General features: G+C 32.7%; 23 protein-coding genes. All 23 read left to right on the top strand.

Going from position 1 to position 19231, the window contains the following annotated elements:
- Positions 1–9: 9 nt before the first annotated feature.
- The gene (locus VQL36_RS12160; RefSeq protein WP_349249570.1) at positions 10–372 is read left to right on the top strand and encodes a response regulator; all 363 of its coding nucleotides are present in this window, start codon (positions 10–12) and stop codon (positions 370–372) included.
- 31 nt (positions 373–403) lie between these two features.
- Positions 404–961, top strand: coding sequence for a flagellar biosynthetic protein FliO (locus VQL36_RS12155; protein ID WP_349249569.1), 558 nt, complete (start codon positions 404–406; stop codon positions 959–961).
- Positions 954–1631 (top strand): flagellar type III secretion system pore protein FliP, encoded by a 678-nt coding sequence (gene fliP / locus VQL36_RS12150; protein WP_349249568.1) that lies wholly within the window; start codon positions 954–956, stop codon positions 1629–1631. Before VQL36_RS12155 ends, fliP begins: the two co-directional genes overlap by 8 nt.
- A 16-nt stretch (positions 1632–1647) precedes the next feature.
- Positions 1648–1917, top strand: coding sequence for a flagellar biosynthesis protein FliQ (gene fliQ / locus VQL36_RS12145; protein ID WP_349249567.1), 270 nt, complete (start codon positions 1648–1650; stop codon positions 1915–1917).
- A gap of 9 nt (positions 1918–1926) precedes the next feature.
- Positions 1927–2709 (top strand): flagellar biosynthetic protein FliR, encoded by a 783-nt coding sequence (gene fliR, locus VQL36_RS12140; protein WP_349249566.1) that lies wholly within the window; start codon positions 1927–1929, stop codon positions 2707–2709.
- Positions 2710–2756: 47 nt separating this feature from the next.
- The gene (flhB, locus tag VQL36_RS12135; protein ID WP_349249565.1) at positions 2757–3845 is read left to right on the top strand and encodes a flagellar biosynthesis protein FlhB; all 1089 of its coding nucleotides are present in this window, start codon (positions 2757–2759) and stop codon (positions 3843–3845) included.
- A 30-nt stretch (positions 3846–3875) separates the two neighbouring features.
- Positions 3876–5909 carry a flagellar biosynthesis protein FlhA gene (gene flhA / locus VQL36_RS12130; protein WP_349249564.1) on the top strand — a complete coding sequence of 678 codons (2034 nt, stop codon included), beginning with the start codon at positions 3876–3878 and terminating at the stop codon, positions 5907–5909.
- Entirely contained in the window at positions 5906–7039 is a 1134-nt protein-coding gene (flhF, locus tag VQL36_RS12125) for a flagellar biosynthesis protein FlhF (RefSeq protein WP_349249563.1), read from the top strand. Before flhA ends, flhF begins: the two co-directional genes overlap by 4 nt.
- A 1-nt stretch (position 7040) precedes the next feature.
- Positions 7041–7910 carry a MinD/ParA family protein gene (locus VQL36_RS12120; RefSeq protein ID WP_349249562.1) on the top strand — a complete coding sequence of 290 codons (870 nt, stop codon included), beginning with the start codon at positions 7041–7043 and terminating at the stop codon, positions 7908–7910.
- Between the two features lie 26 nt (positions 7911–7936).
- Positions 7937–8986, top strand: coding sequence for a chemotaxis response regulator protein-glutamate methylesterase (locus tag VQL36_RS12115; RefSeq protein WP_349249561.1), 1050 nt, complete (start codon positions 7937–7939; stop codon positions 8984–8986).
- Between the two features lie 191 nt (positions 8987–9177).
- The gene (locus tag VQL36_RS12110) at positions 9178–11481 is read left to right on the top strand and encodes a chemotaxis protein CheA (RefSeq protein ID WP_349249560.1); all 2304 of its coding nucleotides are present in this window, start codon (positions 9178–9180) and stop codon (positions 11479–11481) included.
- Positions 11482–11537: 56 nt separating this feature from the next.
- The gene (locus tag VQL36_RS12105; protein ID WP_349249559.1) at positions 11538–11999 is read left to right on the top strand and encodes a chemotaxis protein CheW; all 462 of its coding nucleotides are present in this window, start codon (positions 11538–11540) and stop codon (positions 11997–11999) included.
- A gap of 4 nt (positions 12000–12003) precedes the next feature.
- Positions 12004–12624 (top strand): chemotaxis protein CheC, encoded by a 621-nt coding sequence (locus VQL36_RS12100; protein ID WP_349249558.1) that lies wholly within the window; start codon positions 12004–12006, stop codon positions 12622–12624.
- The gene (locus VQL36_RS12095; RefSeq protein WP_349249557.1) at positions 12621–13109 is read left to right on the top strand and encodes a chemotaxis protein CheD; all 489 of its coding nucleotides are present in this window, start codon (positions 12621–12623) and stop codon (positions 13107–13109) included. The genes VQL36_RS12100 and VQL36_RS12095 overlap by 4 nt, the downstream gene beginning before the upstream one ends.
- Before the next feature lies 1 nt (position 13110).
- Positions 13111–13500 carry a hypothetical protein gene (locus tag VQL36_RS12090; protein ID WP_349249556.1) on the top strand — a complete coding sequence of 130 codons (390 nt, stop codon included), beginning with the start codon at positions 13111–13113 and terminating at the stop codon, positions 13498–13500.
- A gap of 15 nt (positions 13501–13515) precedes the next feature.
- Positions 13516–14274, top strand: a complete 759-nt coding sequence (locus VQL36_RS12085; protein WP_349249555.1) for a FliA/WhiG family RNA polymerase sigma factor — start codon at positions 13516–13518, stop codon at positions 14272–14274.
- Positions 14275–14311: 37 nt separating this feature from the next.
- Positions 14312–14806: a hypothetical protein gene (locus tag VQL36_RS12080; RefSeq protein ID WP_349249554.1), complete on the top strand. Its 495-nt coding sequence runs from the start codon at positions 14312–14314 to the stop codon at positions 14804–14806.
- Complete coding sequence (locus VQL36_RS12075; RefSeq protein WP_349249553.1) at positions 14793–15254, top strand: hypothetical protein; 462 nt, start codon at positions 14793–14795, stop codon at positions 15252–15254. Before VQL36_RS12080 ends, VQL36_RS12075 begins: the two co-directional genes overlap by 14 nt.
- Positions 15255–15499: 245 nt before the next feature.
- The gene (gene rpsB, locus VQL36_RS12070) at positions 15500–16204 is read left to right on the top strand and encodes a 30S ribosomal protein S2 (protein WP_160643281.1); all 705 of its coding nucleotides are present in this window, start codon (positions 15500–15502) and stop codon (positions 16202–16204) included.
- Positions 16205–16326: 122 nt separating this feature from the next.
- Positions 16327–16977 (top strand): translation elongation factor Ts, encoded by a 651-nt coding sequence (tsf, locus tag VQL36_RS12065; RefSeq protein ID WP_349249552.1) that lies wholly within the window; start codon positions 16327–16329, stop codon positions 16975–16977.
- A 108-nt stretch (positions 16978–17085) separates the two neighbouring features.
- On the top strand, positions 17086–17820 hold the full coding sequence (gene pyrH / locus VQL36_RS12060; protein ID WP_349249551.1) for a UMP kinase: 735 nt from the start codon (positions 17086–17088) through the stop codon (positions 17818–17820).
- A complete protein-coding gene (gene frr / locus VQL36_RS12055; protein WP_349249550.1) occupies positions 17820–18374 on the top strand; it encodes a ribosome recycling factor in 555 nt (184 codons plus the stop codon). The genes pyrH and frr overlap by 1 nt, the downstream gene beginning before the upstream one ends.
- A gap of 83 nt (positions 18375–18457) precedes the next feature.
- Positions 18458–19231, top strand: coding sequence for an isoprenyl transferase (locus VQL36_RS12050; protein ID WP_349249549.1), 774 nt, complete (start codon positions 18458–18460; stop codon positions 19229–19231).

Here is a 19231-nt window from a genome sequence, read left to right as displayed (position 1 = left end):
GGGAATTATATGGCTAACAAAATTTTAATCGTTGATGATGCTGCTTTTATGAGAATGATGATCAAAGATATTTTATCTAAGAATGGGTTTGAAGTTATAGGTGAAGCTATTGATGGTTCACAAGCAGTTGAAAAATATAGAGACCTGCAACCAGATCTAGTAACAATGGATATTACAATGCCTGAAATGGATGGTATTGAAGCACTCAAACAAATTAAAAAAATGGATCCTAACTCAAAAGTTATTATGTGTTCAGCAATGGGGCAGCAGGCGATGGTGATTGATGCTATCCAAGCAGGAGCTAAAGATTTTATAGTTAAACCTTTTCAAGCAGACCGTGTGATTGAGGCGATTAAGAAAACACTTAGTTAACTGATACATCAATAGAAAGGATTGTTCATTTTTGGCTACACTCAAAAATACAACCTATACTTTAAATAAACTAATGCCCCCTCTTCAAAATACTTATGAAGAGGGATTGACAGAACAATTTTTCCTGGTTTTTTTTATGTTGTTATTTATTATTGCTTTGATATTTTTAGTGTTTAAGTTTCTATCTAAAAAAAATACTTGGATGTCTAATAGTTTAATCAAACACTTAGGTGGAGTTAAACTTGGACAAAAGAATTCAATTCAAGTCATTGAGTTTGGTGGTGATATCTATTTGATTGGAGTAGGTGATGAGGTACAGCTTATTGAGAAAATTGATCAAATAGAAAAGATTAATCTTATTAAACAGACGTTAAATTCTAATCAGAAATCCATCAATTTATTGAGTTTTAAATCAATATTTAATAGTTTGAATAAAAATAATGAAGAGGAAATACATAAAGATAATCATGCTAATTCTACTTTTCATGAAGTAATCTATGAGAAAATGAATAACGTAAAAAAACGAAATCAAAAAATCGATTCTATGATAAACGATAAAAATAAAGATCGGGAGAATAAAAATGATTAACTTACTTACTTTGCCAATCATTCCCGAAATACCTGGAATCGAGCCTTCAAATACAGTTACAATTTTACTCCTGATTACAGTTTTGAGTATTGCTCCTGCGATTCTCTTATTGATGACTAGTTTTACTAGAATTGTAATTGTTCTTGGCTTTGTCAGAACGAGTTTGGCAACTCAACAAATGCCGCCTAATCAGGTTTTAATTGGTCTTGCTTTATTTATTACATTATTTGTAATGGCTCCAACGATAGGGGATATTAATGAAAATGCATTACAACCACTATTAAATGAAGAAATTGATCAATCACAGGCTTTTGTAAATGCTTCGAATGAAATGAAAGAATTTATGGTTCCACATACAAGGGATCAAGATTTGTTATTGTTTTTAGAATATGCCAATGTTGAAAAACCAGAAACGATATATGATATACCTCTAACAGCTTTAATTCCTGCTTTTGCAATTAGTGAATTAAAGACCGCATTTGAAATGGGGTTTATGATATTTATTCCTTTTTTAATTATTGATATGGTCGTATCTAGTGTACTAATGTCCATGGGTATGATGATGTTGCCGCCAGTTATGATTTCTTTGCCTTTTAAAATATTATTGTTTATTTTAGTAGACGGCTGGCATCTAGTAGTGAAATCATTATTGCTTAGCTTTAATCCATAACGCGAGGGAGATATATATGACTTCAAATTTTATAATTGGTCTGGCAGCTGAAGCTGTATGGATTGTTTTAAAAGTAAGTGCGCCAATGATATTACTCGCTTTAGCAGTTGGATTAATCGTCAGTATATTACAAGCTACAACACAAATACAAGAACAAACTTTAGCGTTTGTACCTAAAATCGTAGCCGTATTTATTGCATTATTAGTTTTTGGTGAATGGATGTTAACGATTTTAGTAGATTTCACTTCTAATTTATTTAATAATTTATATTTATTTATTGGGTAGGAACTCTCTATGTACATAGACCTTTTTCTTCTATATTTACCTAATGTCTTGCTGATTTTTTGTCGAATAACATCATTTTTTGTAGTTTCTCCTATTTTTTCATATAGAGGACTACCTACACGATATAAAATTGGTTTGTCTTTATTTATTACGTTTTTAACTTTCATGTCTACTGGATTAGAGGAGCCAATATCAATCGATAGTGAATACATAACATTTATTTTAAGAGAAGTTTTGGTAGGGTTATTACTAGGGTTTACAGCCTATCTTTTTTTTACTGTTGTTCAAATTGCAGGTGCTTTTGTTGATCTACAGATGGGATTCGGTATGGCAAATGTTATGGATCCCATAACTGGTGTGCAGACGCCAATACTTGGTAACTTTAAATATATGCTAGCAATTACTTTGTTTTTAATTATGAATGGACACCACCTATTATTACGAGCCATTATGGATAGTTACGAGTGGGTGCCGTTATCAAATGGTTTGTTTTCAAATATTTATGATGGTGATATCTCATCATTTATCATTTCGACCTTTACAAATGTATTTTTATTGGCATTTCAAATGTCTGCCCCTTTAATAGCGGTTTTGTTTTTGGTAGATGTTGCATTAGGTATGTTAGCTAGAACAGCACCACAGTTTAACTTATTTGTTATTGGCATACCGATTAAAATTATGGTTGGTTTATTCGTACTATTTACACTTGTTGCTGGTTTTTTATATTTATATGAAGATTTGTTTGAGAAGATGTTTAAGAGATTAGAAGAGTTGTTCATGATTATACAATAACTTTTTTCTAACTCATTCATTTCATTGTTGCTTAGGATGTGAGTCGCTTGCAAAAATATCAATTGAAATTAGATTTGCAATATTTTGCTGGGGAAAAAACAGAAAAAGCGACACCTAAAAAAAGGCAAGAGGCTAGAAAAAAAGGGCAAGTTGCCAAAAGTATGGAGCTTCCGAGTGCATTCATATTTCTATTCTCTTTTTTATTTTTATATTTATTTAGTTCATTTTTCAGTAATAGAGTACAGCAATTTTTCATTGTTCCATTAACAGAATTTATGCAGTGGGAAATTACGATTGAAAATGTAATGATTATTCTTGCGGAACTTTTAAATAGTATGTTCATCTTTTTGCTCCCTTTACTTATTTTAAGTATGGTGTTTGGTTTTCTTGCAAATTATGTGCAAATTGGCTTTTTATTTACTGGTGAACCTTTAAAAATGAAATTGAGTAAATTGAATCCTATTGAGGGTGCGAAAAGAATATTTTCATTACGAGCTGCTGTAGAGTTTTTGAAATCCATTTTAAAAGTTTCTATTATCGGAGCAGTTTCCTTTTTAATTTTGTGGAATGAAAGAATGAATATTTTTTCTTTATCATCGAATTCTTTGGATTATATGTTATCTTACACTGCCAATCTAACAGTGATTCTTGGTATTCTAATTGGTTTAATATTAATTGCCGTAGCTGCACTTGATTATCTGTATCAGAAATATGACTTTGAAAAGCAACAGAGGATGTCCAAACAAGATATTAAAGATGAATATAAAAAAACAGAAGGGGATCCTTTGATTAAAAGTAAAATAAAAGAAAAACAGCGTCAAATGGCTATGCAAAGGATGATGCAAGAAATTCCAAATGCTGATGTAGTCATTACAAATCCAACACATTATGCTGTAGCAATAAAATATGATGCTGATAAAATGCAAGCTCCTTTAGTCATAGCAAAAGGAACGGATTATGTTGCTCTTAAAATTAAAGAGAAAGCAGAAGAGTACAAAATTGTCACAATGGAGAATAAACTTTTAGCGCGAGCACTTTATCAACAGGTAGAAATTGGGGATTCAATTCCAAATGAATTATTCCAGGCTGTAGCTGAGGTATTGGCATACGTATACAAATTAAAGCGAAATGTGTAATACAAAAAGTTGAAAGGAGGGGCAAATACTATGAAAATAAAAGAAATATTAATACTTCTTGCAATTATAGGTATCGTTATTATGATGGTGGTACCAATACCTTTGTTATTATTGTCCATCCTTCTTATTATTAATATTTCGTTAGCTTTAATGATTTTGTTAGTTGCTATGAATACAAAGGATGCATTGGAATTTTCAATTTTTCCTGCTTTGTTGTTAATTACAACCCTATTTAGATTAGCTCTTAATGTCTCCTCTACGAGAACAATATTAAGTAAAGCTGAAGGTGGTCCTGTTATTGAAACTTTTGGGAATTTTGTTGGAGGAAATACTATTGCTGTAGGCTTTGTCGTTTTTCTTATTCTTGTTGTTGTACAATTTATAGTAATTACAAAAGGGTCTGAGAGAGTTGCAGAAGTTGGTGCTCGTTTCACTTTGGATGCAATGCCTGGAAAACAAATGAGTATTGATGCTGACTTAAATGCTGGTTTAATAGATGAGCAGCAGGCAAAGGAAAGAAGGCAAAAAATAGAACGTGAAGCTGATTTTTATGGTGCAATGGATGGAGCTAGTAAATTTGTCAAAGGGGATGCTATTGCAGGTATCGTCATTTTGTTAATTAATTTGTTAGGTGGTTTAGTGATTGGCATGATGGTTCACGGATTGTCTTTGACAGAATCCGCTTCCACGTTTTCTGTATTAACGATTGGGGATGGATTGGTGAGTCAGATTCCTGCATTATTAATTTCTACTTCAGCAGGTTTAATTGTGACAAGATCTGCATCTAAAGGGAATCTAGCTTTTGATTTGTCTTCTCAGTTGATGTCATATCCTAAATTATTATATATTGTAGCTGGAACCGTTGCTTTACTGGGAATATTTACTCCCATTGGAATACTTATCACCCTTCCTTTAGTCATTGCATTTGTCGTTACTGCACGTAAAATGCAACAAAACTTAAATAATAGAAAAAAAGAAGAAAAACAGATGGAAGAGAAACATGACATTGAGGAAGTGAAAAGTCCAGAGAGTGTAATTAATTTATTAGAAGTTGATCCTATTGAATTTGAATTTGGATACGGGTTAATTCCTTTAGCAGATGCAGGACAAGGTGGCGATTTGCTTGATAGAATCGTCATGATTCGACGACAATGTGCATTGGAACTGGGACTTATTGTTCCTGTTGTGAGAATTCGCGACAATATTCAACTTAATCCGAATGAATATGTCATAAAAATTAAAGGAAATCCAGTAGCACGTGGTGAATTATTATTAAACCACTATTTGGCAATGAGCTCTGGAATTGATGATGATTCCATTACTGGGGTTGAGACGGTAGAACCCGCATTTGGATTACCGGCAATATGGGTTGATGAATCCACAAAAGACAGAGCAGAATTATCTGGCTATACCATTGTTGACCCGCCTTCTGTTGTAGCCACTCATTTAACGGAAGTCATTAAAAACCATGCGTATGAACTATTAGGTAGACAAGAAACAAATTCATTAGTAGAGAACATTAAGGGTAACGTTCCTGCATTAATAGATGAGCTTATACCAAATATATTATCAATTGGGGACATCCAAAAGGTACTTGTAAATTTATTAAAAGAAAAAATCTCAATAAGAGATCTAGTAACTATATTTGAAACGTTAGCAGACTATGCTACATATACAAAGGATCCACAGGTTCTAACTGAATATGTTAGACAGAGTTTGTCACGTCAAATTACTCAGCAATATAGCTCAGTTGGGGATGTTTTAAAAGTATTGGCCATTGGTCCTGATTTAGAAAAGAAAATATCGGAATCGATTCAACAAACTGAACATGGGAATTACCTTGCTCTTGACCCTTCTACTTCACAAATCATACATCAAAGGATATTGGAACAAGTTAAAAAATTTATGCAAACAGGCAATAACCCTGTTATTTTAACTTCTCCAACGATAAGATACTATTTACGTCAACTAATTGAAAAGACAATGAAAGATATCCCTGTGTTATCTTATCAAGAATTAGAACCAACGATTGAGGTTCAAAGTGTGGGAGTGGTGAATATATGAGAGTAAAACGATATGTAGTAGAGTCCATGCCGACTGCTTTTCAAAAAATTAAATCTGAACTAGGGCAGAATGCTGTAATTTTAAATACAAAAGAATTCAAACAAGGTGGTTTTTTAGGTTTATTTAGAAAAAAAAGAATCGAAGTAATTGCAGCTTCTGAAGCGAACAAAGAGGAGAAGGTAATAAAACAAACCAAACCACTAATATCTGAACTGAATTCAAGTCAACCAACAATTACAAAGGCTGAAACAAAATCAGCTTCTGAATCAGATGTATTAGATGAAGTAAAAAAGTTAAAGGAGTTTATTTTAAAGTTTCACACAAGTGATGAAAACTCAAAAATACCAAACCATTTGAAAAATATACAGTTTCGTTTAAATGAACATGAATTTGAAGCCCAATTAATTGATAACATAATACAACATATCATAGAACAGCATGATGAAGAGTTAAGTGAATTATCTGAAAGAAAAACAAATCAAATAGTAAGAAATCGTCTTATAGAGTTGTTATCTTATCATAATATACAAGGGATATCACCTCAAACAAAAATTGCTTACTTTGTAGGACCTACTGGTGTAGGTAAAACTACAACCATTGCTAAACTAGCTGCTGATCAAGTATTGAAATATAACCGTAAGATTGGTTTAATCACTTCTGATACTTATCGAATTGCAGCCATAGAACAATTAAAAACTTATGCGAATATTTTAAACGTACCGCTACATATTGTGAACTCACCAAGAGATTTTGAAATTGCGATTGAAAAATTACAAGATGTGGATGTCATTTTAATGGATACAGCAGGAAGAAACTTTCGAAATGAAATGAATGTTTCTGAACTGAAGAGTTTGTTGAAAACTATGAAACAAAGTGAAACCTACTTGGTTTTAAGTTTAACAACAAAATATAAGGATATGAAAACTATTGCTAATAATTTTATGAAATTTGGGATTGATAAAGTTCTTTTTACTAAAATGGATGAGACAGAATCATTAGGAAACATCTTTAATTTTATGAATGAATTTCCACTAAAACCTTCTTATATAACATATGGTCAAAACGTACCAGATGATGTTTCTGTTTTGAAATATGATGAAGTCATTGATCGCATAATGGGGGATCCTTAACATGAAAGATCAAGCCCAAGGATTAAGAAATTTAATAAAAATGCAAAGTAATTCCAACGACAACAAAACTAGAGTCATCACAATAACAAGTGGAAAAGGTGGCGTTGGGAAGTCAAATTTAACTTTAAACCTTGCCTTAGCTTTGCAATTAAAAGGCTTTAAGGTGCTGATTTTCGATGCAGACATCGGCATGGCCAACATTGATGTATTAATGGGGGTGACCCCTAAATATAATTTATATCATTTGTTAAAAAGAGAAAAAAATATAAAAGAGATTATAACGAAAGGAGTATACGACTTACAAATTATATCAGGTGGATCAGGCATCCAAGAATTATTAAATTTGTCTCAAGCTGATTTAGAGTATTTTGCTTATGAAGCTAGTAAATTATTAGGTAGCGTTGATTATATTATTTTTGATACAGGAGCAGGGTTAACTCAACAGTCTCTGAATTTAATGATGTCATCACATGAAACGATTGTTGTGACAACACCTGAACCAACCTCGATTACAGACGCATATGCAATCATTAAAATGGTGCATTCCATGAATCAACAAATACAATTTAAAATGATTATTAATCGAGTTACAACACAAAAAGAGGGAAGATTAACTTCTGATAAAATTAGCTTAGTGGCTAGGCAATTTTTAAATTTGGAATTATCAACACTTGGATATATCTGTGAGGATGTGAATATTTCAAAAGCAGTAAAAAGGCAAACACCTTTTTTAACTGCTTATCCAAATACCTCTGCCTCTAGAGACATTCAACAAATATGCAGAACGTTTTTATCAGATGAAAATGAAACAAGTGATTTAAATACAAGTGTAAAAGGTTTTTTCTATAAGATGATTAGATTACTCAAATGATGATCCCTAATACTGGAGAGTGACGCATGACAAAATATAGGGTAATTGTAGTAGATGATTCCGCTTTTATGAGGAATTTAATAACAAATATTATTTCAGAAAATACTGAATTTGAAATTATTTGTTTTGCTAAAAATGGAAAAGAAGCTGTAGATAAAGTGATTGAGCTTAAACCAGATGTCGTGACAATGGATATCGAAATGCCGATCATGAATGGATTAGATGCATTACAAATGATCATGGAAAAGCAGCCAACACCTGTTCTTATGTTAAGTAATTTTACGGATTTTGGTACTTTGGAAACGATTAAAGCTTTGCAATATGGAGCTGTAGATTTTATAAAAAAACCATCTATTGCTGCTAGCTTTAACTTACATACAAATGATTTTCCTTTTATAGAAAAGCTGAAAAGTGCAGTGGAATCAAATGTAAAGAAACAACTTCCAGTCTTTAGACAAAAGTCAGATAAAGAAATAAGACATAAAAACAAAGGAAGTGATGAGTTTTCAAATTTGGTTGCTATAGGTACTTCTACTGGCGGTCCAAGAGCACTTCAGCAGATTTTATCAGCATTGCCTGGAACTTTTTCAGCTCCTTTATTAATCGTACAGCACATGCCTCCTAAGTTTACAAAATCATTAGCAGAACGATTAAATATGTTGTCTTCTATGAAAGTTGTTGAAGCGGAGCATGGTCAAGTCATTGAAACATCAACAGCATATCTAGCTCCAGGCGATTGGCATATGAGTGTAGAAAAGGACCTTGGAAAGTATAAAATCAACCTTTCTAAGGATAAACTTCGAGCAGGTCACCGTCCATCTGTAGATTATTTGTTTGAATCTTTGGCTCCATTCAAAGAATTGGAGAAACATATAGTGATTATGACTGGTATGGGATCTGATGGCGCACAAGGAATGAAACAGTTAATACAGTCGGGAGTAAGCTCTACTTTTGCTGAGTCTGAAGAAAGCAGTATCATTTTTGGAATGCCTCGAGCGGCAATTGAATTAAATGAGGTGCGTTACATTTTAACGTTAGATAAAATTGCATCAAAACTAATAGAAGTTGTTCAATAAGTCACCACTTTATCAGCATAAGAAATGCTGATCCTACGTTGCTCACAAGAACTTTCTGAATTATAAGTAAGGATCAAGAAATATCTCCATGAATTTGCTAGATGTCGTGCTGAAAACTGAACTTTATGAACAAGAACTTATAGATTATTTAATAGGAATAAATTAAATTCTTTCTCCAAGGAGGTTTGATCGTGAGTTCAGATCAATATTTAAATATGTTTATTGATGAAGCCAAGGAACATTTACAGCATTTAAATGATAATGTTATGAAACTGGAAAATGCACCTGAAAATTTAGAGTTGGTACAGGAAATATTTCGTTCAGCTCATACATTAAAAGGTATGTCTGCAACAATGGGCTTTGATGATTTATCCTCATTAACGCATGAAATGGAAAATGTATTAGATCTTGTTCGAAATAGTAAAATTCAAATGAATTCATTTATATTCGATGTTTTATTTAATAGTTTAGATATTTTAGAACTGATGTTATCTGATATTTTCGAAGGCGGTACTGGAAAAGCAGATGTATCAGATATCGTAAGTGCACTTCATACGATCGTTGTGAAAAATCATGAGGAAGGTCAAAACGTTGAAAGAAATCAAGAGACTGACAATACAGCAGCAGAATTGGATGAGCATCAATATTCTGTTTTAAAAAGATCACTAGAATCAAAGCAGGTTTTTTATATAAAGATCAACATTGATGAAGGCTGTTTATTAAAAGTCGCCAGAGTATTTATGGTAACCAGTACTCTTGAAAAAAATGGTGAGATTGTCAAAATAACACCTAGCACTGATGATATTGAACAAGAATTAATTAACAATGAATTGTTACTTTACTTTATTTCTGATGTAGATGAAGAAACATTAAAACATGAAATTTTAAACATATCTGAAATCAGCTCCATAGAGATTGATGTCGTAGATCATCATTTTCTAGAAAAACATTTTGTGGATATGCAACAAAACAGAACGGAAAATGAAGAAAGAATTAAACCTAAGGGACAATCTGATATAGAGAAACGGAATGAACCAGAAAAACAACCAGAAAAACAACCAGAGAAACAACCAGAAAAACAACCAGAGAAACATTCTAAATCTGAGAAGCAGCATGTCTTGGAAAAACAACCAGAGAAACATTCTAAATCTGAGAAGCAGCATGTCTTGGAAAAACAACCAGAAAAACATTCTGAACCTGAAAAACAACATGAACCAAAGAAACTTTTGAAAACTGAAAAACAATCTGAACCAAAGAAAAAACTTAAATCTGAAAAACAATCTGAACCAGAGAAAAAACTTAAACCTAAAAAACAACATGTACCTGATAAAAAAAGTGTAAAAACCTCTTCAAATCGCACAATTCGTGTGGATATTGATAAACTTGATACATTAATGAATTTATTTAGTGAGCTGTTGATAGATAGAGTTAGATTAGAGGCACTTTCATCTGAAATTAATCGAATGGATTTAACTGAAACCGTTGAACATATGTCAAGAGTCAGTGGTGATATTCAAAATATAGTATTAAATTTACGGATGATGCCGGTTGAATCTGTCTTTAATAGATTTCCAAGAATGGTAAGGGATTTAGCAAAATCTTTGAATAAAGAGGTAGAATTAATCATTACAGGAGCAGACACAGAATTAGATCGAAATGTGATTGACGAAATTGGTGATCCTTTAGTTCATTTATTAAGAAATGCCCTAGATCATGGAATTGAAACACCTGCTGAAAGAGCTCTGAGCGGTAAATCTGAAAAAGGTTCATTATATCTTTCTGCTTATCAAAGTGGGAATCAAGTTTTCATAGAGATAGAGGAAGATGGACGAGGGATCAATAAAGAAAAAGTTATAAACATCGCGTTAAAGAAACAAATTATTAGTAATGAAGAAGCTCAAACCATGTCTGAAGAACAAATTCATCAACTTATCTTTTCTCCTGGTTTTAGTACAGCAGACAAAGTGTCTGATATATCTGGCAGAGGTGTCGGTTTGGACGTTGTAAAAACGAAAATAAATTCTCTAGGCGGCGAAATACAAATCGATTCTAAAATAGGGGAAGGAACTAAATTTTCAGTGCAACTGCCCCTTACTTTATCTATTATTCCAGCTATGTTGGTTAAACAAGGGGAAGAAAAATACGCCATACCGTTGTCATCTATTCTTGAAACAGACATTTTGCAAAAACAGGACATTAAAATTGTACATAATATAAATATGATAGAATATCGTGAAAAATTAATACCCATTTTATTTTTGAAAAACATTTACGATATCCCTGGGACGAATGATCCTGCAGATTATAATATTGTCATCTTACAAAAAGGAGATGATAAGCTGGCTATTGTAGTAGATGAATTTATCGGACAGCAAGAGATTGTATTAAAATCACTCGGTAATTATTTAACAAACATTTTTGCTATTTCAGGAGCTACAATACTCGGGGATGGTCAAGTAGCTTTAATCGTTGACCCAAATGCTTTGTTTAAGTAATCATTTTAGAGGGTACACATACTATTATTTATATTATCTTAAGGAGGCAGTTTAATATGGGAGAAGATTTGAAATTTATTATGTTTTCTTTAGGTCACGAGTCATATGGAGTAGAAGTAGATCACGTAAATACGATTGAAAGAATGATGCCAATTACACGTGTACCTAAAACACCTGATTTTGTAAAAGGTGTGATTAATTTAAGAGGTTCTGTAATTCCAATTATAGATTTAAGAAGTCGTTTTGGACTAGAAGAAACAGAGTACACTGAACAAACTAGGATCATCATCGTTTCTATTAAAGATATAGAAGTAGGTTTAATTGTTGCTGAGGCAAATGATGTATTTGATATTGATAGTGATTTAATTGAACCTGCACCTGAACTTGTAGGAGGTATAGAAGCAAAATATCTTCAAGGTATTGCTAAACTAGATCAACAGGGAGTTTTAGTTTTACTGAATCTTACGGAAGTGTTGAACAAAAATGAAATTGTACAGTTAGAAGAATTTGAGGTTTAACAAAGTGAACACATCCAATAGATTTCAACCCCTCCAGTTAGATGTATTACAAGAAATTGGAAATATTGGTTCAGGTAATGCAACCACTGCTCTATCTAATTTAATAAACAAAACGGTAGATATGAAGGTTCCAAGGGTCAATTTTGGTCCATTTTCCAATATAACTGAAAGTTTGGGGGATGCCGAAAAGGTAGTGATTGCAGTTTACCTTCGTGTCATTGGAGAAACACCTGGAAATATGTATTTTATATTATCACAAAAGTCTGCAAATCAGTTGCTTAGTAATGTGTTAAAAATAGAAATGAACAAAGATAAAGAGTATTCAGATTTTGAAATATCTACTTTAACTGAAATAGGAAATATATTAACTAGCTCTTATCTTTCTTCACTTGCCAATCTTACACATCTTAAGATTTATCCATCTGTTCCCTCTTTAACAATGGATATGTTAGGTGCTGTATTAAGCTCTGGTATGATGCAATGTGGTCAATATGATGATTACGCACTTTTAATTGAAACTAATTTTTTGGAAGATAATGAAAAAGTAGAGGGACATTTTATTTTCATACCTGATCCTGAATCTTTAGATAAAATATTTCATGCTTTAGGAGTACCTAATCAATGATTGAAAGCACTGTATTAAGAGTTGGGATTGCTGAGTTTAATGTGTTAAAAGGAGAAGGAAAAATAAAAACTACAGGGCTGGGCTCTTGTATAGGTTTGACAATGTTTGACCCAATAAATCAAGTGGGTGGATTAGCCCATATTATGCTGCCTACTTCAGAGATTGCAAGAGATCAAAACTTTAATGTAGCAAAATATGCAGATACTGCTATCCCTGCTCTTTTGAAAAAAATGTATCAGTTTGGAGCTTCAAAAGAGAACATTCATTCAAAAATGGCAGGTGGTTCTCAAATGTTTCAAATTGAACTGGATTCAATGAAAATAGGATATAAAAATATAGTGAAATGTAAAGAAATTTTACAACAACTTAACATACCTATTCAAGCTGAAGATACAGGTGGATCGTTTGGAAGAACAATTGAGTTGGATGTATTAAACGGCAGGTTATCCATTCGCAGCATTAAATTTGGAATAAAGGAAATTTAAAATGATTGGGACTTGGAAATGGAATTTAGTTTTTAGTTTGACTGGCATGATATTAACTTTTGTTTTTAATGTTTTTAATAATTTGATTCAAACCTCTATTGTAAGAAGTCTGATTTGTTTTTTATTACTATTTACTTTAGGTTTTGTTGTGAGGTGGGGGATAGCAGTAATATTAAAAAATAATTTAGATCAGAGCCCGGTAAAAGGTTCATATTTAGACCTCACTACCCCAGAGGAAATAGAAGAGATGAATGAAGCTATTAAAGAAAACGTTCATTCTCAAAAGGGTCAAAACACTTTTACTCCTATGGAACCTCCGAAGCTACAAACAAATGATAAATTAGACTCCAAGGCAGTAGCAGAAGCTGTGAAGCATTTGTCAAATGAGTAAGGGTGGTGAATGTAAATGAATAACAACCAATCCCAAATGTTATTGTGGAAGCAATGGAAAAAACATTCTGATCTTGAAATAAAGAAAAAATTAATTGAGTCTTATATTCCACTTGTACAATTTGTAGTAAATCGAGTGGCTATTGGTTTACCAAAAAATATTACTCATGATGATTTGCAAAGTTATGGTGTTATTGGTTTAATTGATGCTTTGGACAAATTTGATTATGAACGAGGTTTGAAATTTGAAACGTATGCATCATGGAGAATCAGAGGGTCTATTTTAGATCATTTGCGTAAAGGGGATTGGGTTCCCAGATCTATTAGAGAAAAATCAAAAAAACTTGAAGAAGCTTACAGAACACTTGAACAGAAACATTTAAGATCTGTTTCAGATCACGAAGTTTGCGAATATTTAGATGTAAGTGAATCTGATTTTAATAAAATGTTACAGGAAATTTCGATCACAACCTTATACTCTTTGGATGAACCTGTTCAAGAGGAGGAGACTGAAACAAGGAAATCGTTATTGGTAGATAAAAGTGCAATTCAACCTGAAAGTAAAGTTGAAGAATTGCATTTAAAGAAAACATTAACTAAAGCAATTGAAAAACTAACTGAAAAGGAAAGAATAGTTGTTTCATTATATTACTATGAAGATCTTTCTTTAAGTGAAATTTCAGAGGTCATGTCTCTTACGCCTTCACGGATTTCTCAACTACATTCAAAAGCAATCTTAAGATTAAGAGGAGCAATCAAATCTTCCCAAGATTGATATCATTAAATTGATTTTTTGGAGGTGACTTACTTCTTTGATATATTACATATTGATTTTCATCGGTATCACAATGATCGTTATTGCTAAATTATTTATGAAAGATCAATCTAATCACTTAACGAATTCTGTATTATTAGATGAAGTAAAACAGACCGTTGAAGACTTTTCAACTGAATTAGATGAAGAGAATAATAAAATAATGGATCGTATTATTGCAATGAGTACATCAACTCAAGATCAATATTCACAATTAACAAAAAGAGTGGAGCAACTGGAAATACAAATTATAAACTTAGAGAAGAATAGACTGAAAGTAAAACAAGTATCGCATGAAAATATGGAAAATGACACTTTAAAAGAAAATGAAGACGTGTTAAAAATTAATGAGCGTTATAATGAACTTATGAAATTGCATCAAGATGGGAAGTCGGTACAATATATCTCCAATAAAACGGGAATTAATAAAGGAGAAGTTCAACTTATCATTAATTTAGCTAAACAGGAGGGCAAATCACGTGCTGAGGCATAAAACATTTTATTATGGATTTGGATTTGGAATGGTTATTACGGCGCTCCTGTTATTGTTTAACACTTTTACAGTTACAGATGCTATTGATAGGGATGAAGAAATCGATGTGAGTAAATTAAAGGAAATAGCAAATGAACTAAACTACAATATATACCCAAGCAATGAAATTAGGTTTTCTCAAGAACAACTTAATGCAAAAATAGATGAAATGTTAAAAGGTAACGGTAAGAAAACTAATCCGGTTGCAACTAAAGCCTTTCTAATACAAGAAGGAATGAATTCTAGTGATGTTGGTATTATTTTATTCAAATTAAATCTTATTTCTGAGATAGACGAATTCGAGGCGACGATGACGGAGTTAAATCTCCATCGTAAAATAAAAAAAGGATATTACATATTTGAAAACACACCCGATCTAACTGATATTATAACCAAAATAACTGAGTGAACTCGTTTAAGCAAAGCTTAAACATCGTCAAAGACAAACCGTCCTGCGTAAAAATTATTAGGATGGTTTTTTGAGTTTAAACCAGTATTTTGTTGCATAAGAAAGCCAGTTATGGTATATTAGTTGACGGTGTTAATACACACGTCAATTAATTCTTATCAAGGGTGCTTTCTAGATGAAAGTCTTATAAGAAAATGAGATTGGCGGAGGAAACTAAAAAACCAATTTAGAGGAGGTGTGTGAGGATGGCAGTAATCTCCATGAAACAGCTATTAGAAGCTGGGGTTCACTTCGGGCATCAAACTCGTCGTTGGAATCCTAAGATGGATCGTTACATCTTCACCGAAAGAAACGGAATTTACATTATTGATTTACAAAAAACTGTAAAAAAGGTTGAGGAAGCTTATAACTTCATTAAATCTATTGCAGCAGACAATGGAACAGTTCTTTTTGTAGGTACAAAAAAACAAGCTCAGGATTCAGTTAAAGATGAAGCAGAGCGCAGTGGTATGTACTACATTAATCAGAGATGGTTAGGTGGAACATTAACTAACTTTGAAACAATACAAAAACGTGTTAATCGTTTGCATGAATTAGAGAAAATGGAAGAAGACGGTACATTTGAAGTCTTACCTAAAAAAGAAGTTATCTTATTAAACAAAGAAAAGGCTCGTTTGGAAAAATTCTTAGGTGGCATTAAACACATGAAGAAACTTCCGAGCGCATTGTTTATTATCGACCCAAGAAAAGAACGTATTGCTGTGGCAGAAGCTAAAAAATTAGGTATTCCAATTGTATCAATTGTTGATACAAACTGTGACCCTGATGAAGTAGATTACGTTATTCCTGGTAATGACGATGCAATAAGAGCAGTAAAATTAATCACTGCTAAAATGGCAGATGCTGTAGTTGAAGCACATCAAGGTGAAGAAACATCAACGACTGCTTAATCTGAAAATATATTGATAAAACGAAAGATGGGTTGATGGGCATATCCATCATCCCCTTTTTTTTAAGGAACGGAAGGATTGCCTTCCATCTCATTTTACAAAAGAACATAGGAGGTCTTTTTATGGCTATTTCAGCGGCAAGTGTTAAAGAATTACGTGAAAAAACAGGTGCGGGAATGCTTGATTGTAAAAAAGCACTTGATGAAGCAAATGGTGATATTCAAAAGGCGATGGATATATTAAGAGAGAAAGGTTTATCTGCTGCTGCTAAAAAAGCGGGACGTGTTGCATCAGAAGGTGTTGTAGAATCTTACATACATGCAGGTGGAAAGATTGGCGTGCTTGTTGAAGTGAACTGTGAAACAGATTTTGTTGCATTAACAGATGATTTTAAAGCATTTGTTAAAGATATCGCAATGCACATTGCAGCATCAAATCCATCTTATGTAAGCCGTGAAGAGGTATCTCAGGAAGATTTAGATAGAGAACGTGAAGTGCTTAAAAATCAAGCGCTTAATGAAGGGAAACCAGCAAACATTGTTGAGAAAATGGTTGAGGGTCGCCTTAGCAAGTACTATGAAGAGTATTGCTTGTTAGAACAACAATTTATTAAGGATCCAGACAAAACAATTGCTGATTTGGTAAATGAAAAAGTAGGAACAATTGGTGAGAATATTTCAATTCGTAGATTTGTTAGATTTGAACTTGGTGAAGGTTTAGAGAAAAAAGAAGAAAACTTTGCAGAAGAAGTAAAGGCTCAAATGAAAAATTAATATGCTGATATAAGTTGGAACACTTCGTGTTCCTTCTTTTTTCAAGATTATTTATAATAGACTGCCATGTATAACTACATATATATAGAAAAAAGGGGGGGCAAATACTTGGAACAACCTAAATTTAAACGTGTAATATTAAAGTTGAGTGGTGAGGCTTTAGCTGGAAATGCTGGCTATGGAATAGAATCAGATGTCATTACATCAATTGCATACCAGATTAAAGAAGTTATTGAATTAGGTGTTGAAGTAGCAGTTGTTGTTGGTGGAGGTAATATTTGGAGAGGGATTGCTGGCAGTGAGCAAGGAATCGACAGAGCCACAGCAGATTATATGGGGATGTTAGCTACGGTTATGAATTCATTAGCATTGCAAGATGCACTTGAAAATATTAAGGTTCCTACGCGTGTACAAACCTCAATTGAGATGAAACAAATAGCTGAACCTTATATTCGAAGAAGAGCTATACGACATTTGGAAAAAGGCAGAGTAGTTATTTTTGCTTCCGGAACTGGAAACCCATATTTCTCAACAGATACAACAGCAGCATTGCGAGCAGCTGAGATAGAAGCAGAAGTGATATTAATGGCTAAAAATAAAGTCGATGGTGTATATTCTGCTGATCCATTTAAAGATGAAAGTGCTGAAAAATATGATACACTAACTTATATGGAAGTTTTAAATCAAAATTTAGGTGTAATGGATTCTACAGCTTCATCTTTATGTATGGACAATAATATTCCTTTAATTATTTTCTCAATAACAGAGAATGGGAATATAAAACGTGTTGTATTAGGTGAAAAAATTGGTACGATAGTAAAGAGAAAAGGGAGTGCTGAATGATGCCTCAATCAGTTAAAAGTAATGCTGAATCAAGAATGGATAAAGCAGTTCAAGTACTTAAAAGAGATTTGTCTTCAATGAGAGCAGGGCGTGCTAATCCTGCTATCTTAGATCGAATTCAAGTTGATTATTATGGAACTCCAACTCCTTTAAACCAAGTGGGTAACATAAACACACCAGATCCTCGCACACTAATCATCCAACCTTGGGATAAAACGGTGTTAGGCGATATAGAAAAAGCAATTATGAAGTCTGATTTAGGATTAACTCCAATGAATGACGGTGAGATTATTCGTATTTCTATCCCGCCACTTACCGAAGAGCGCAGAGCGGAATTAGTTAAAGCAACTAAAAAAGCTGGCGAAGATGCAAAAGTTGCAATTCGTAACGTAAGAAGAGATGCTAATGATGAGATTAAAAAACTTGAAAAAACAGAAATATCAGAAGATGAATCCCGTCGTCATCAAGAAGACGTCCAAAAATTAACGAATAAATATGTAGCATCAGTAGATGACTTGCTTAGTGTAAAAGAAAAAGAAATTATGGAAGTATAATATCATGATGTTATGATATCAAATCCCTCCTATATGGTGGGGTTTTCATTTAATCAGAATTCCTTTTTTTGGAGGAAAAAATGATGTTTAGACGATTAAAAAAATGGTTTGGAAACAAAGATACGAAACAAAGCAATTTTCAGTCAGATATGAATCATAAAAATATTCCTAAACATGTAGCTATTATTATGGATGGGAATGGAAGATGGGCTAAGAAACAAGGACTGCCAAGAGTAATGGGTCATCATGCTGGCATGAAAAATGTGAGATCTATTACGATTGCAGCTAATAACATGGGGATTGATGTGTTAACATTATATGCTTTTTCAACGGAAAATTGGAAGCGACCCAAAGATGAAGTTGATTTCTTAATGAAACTTCCAGAAGAATTTTTTCCTATGATGATAGATGAACTAATTGAAAATAATATACAAATTAAAATGATCGGCAATAAAGAAGGATTACCTGATTATACTTTAAAATCCATTGAAAAAGCGATAGAATTAACAAAATACAATACTGGTCTTATACTGAATTTTGCTTTGAATTATGGCAGCAGAAATGAAATCTTGCAAGGTTTCAATCGTTTAATCCATGCCATTCATTTAGGTGAAGTAAATGAAAAGGAAATAACAGAGGAAACTTTTTCTTCATTTTTACATACATCTGGTTTACCTGATCCTGATTTATTAATACGTACAAGTGGTGAATTGCGAATCAGTAATTTTATGCTTTGGCAATTAGCCTATTCAGAATTGTGGTTTACTGATGCATACTGGCCTGAATTTGATGAAGATCAATTTGTAAAAGCGATAGTTGAATATCAAAATCGAGCTAGAAGATACGGTGGATTATAA

Origin of the sequence: Chengkuizengella sp. SCS-71B, from assembly GCF_040100845.1 — a bacterium.
Taxonomy (GTDB): Bacteria; Bacillota; Bacilli; order Paenibacillales; family KCTC-33759; genus Chengkuizengella.
This window is presented reverse-complemented; position numbering and strand designations above follow the sequence as displayed.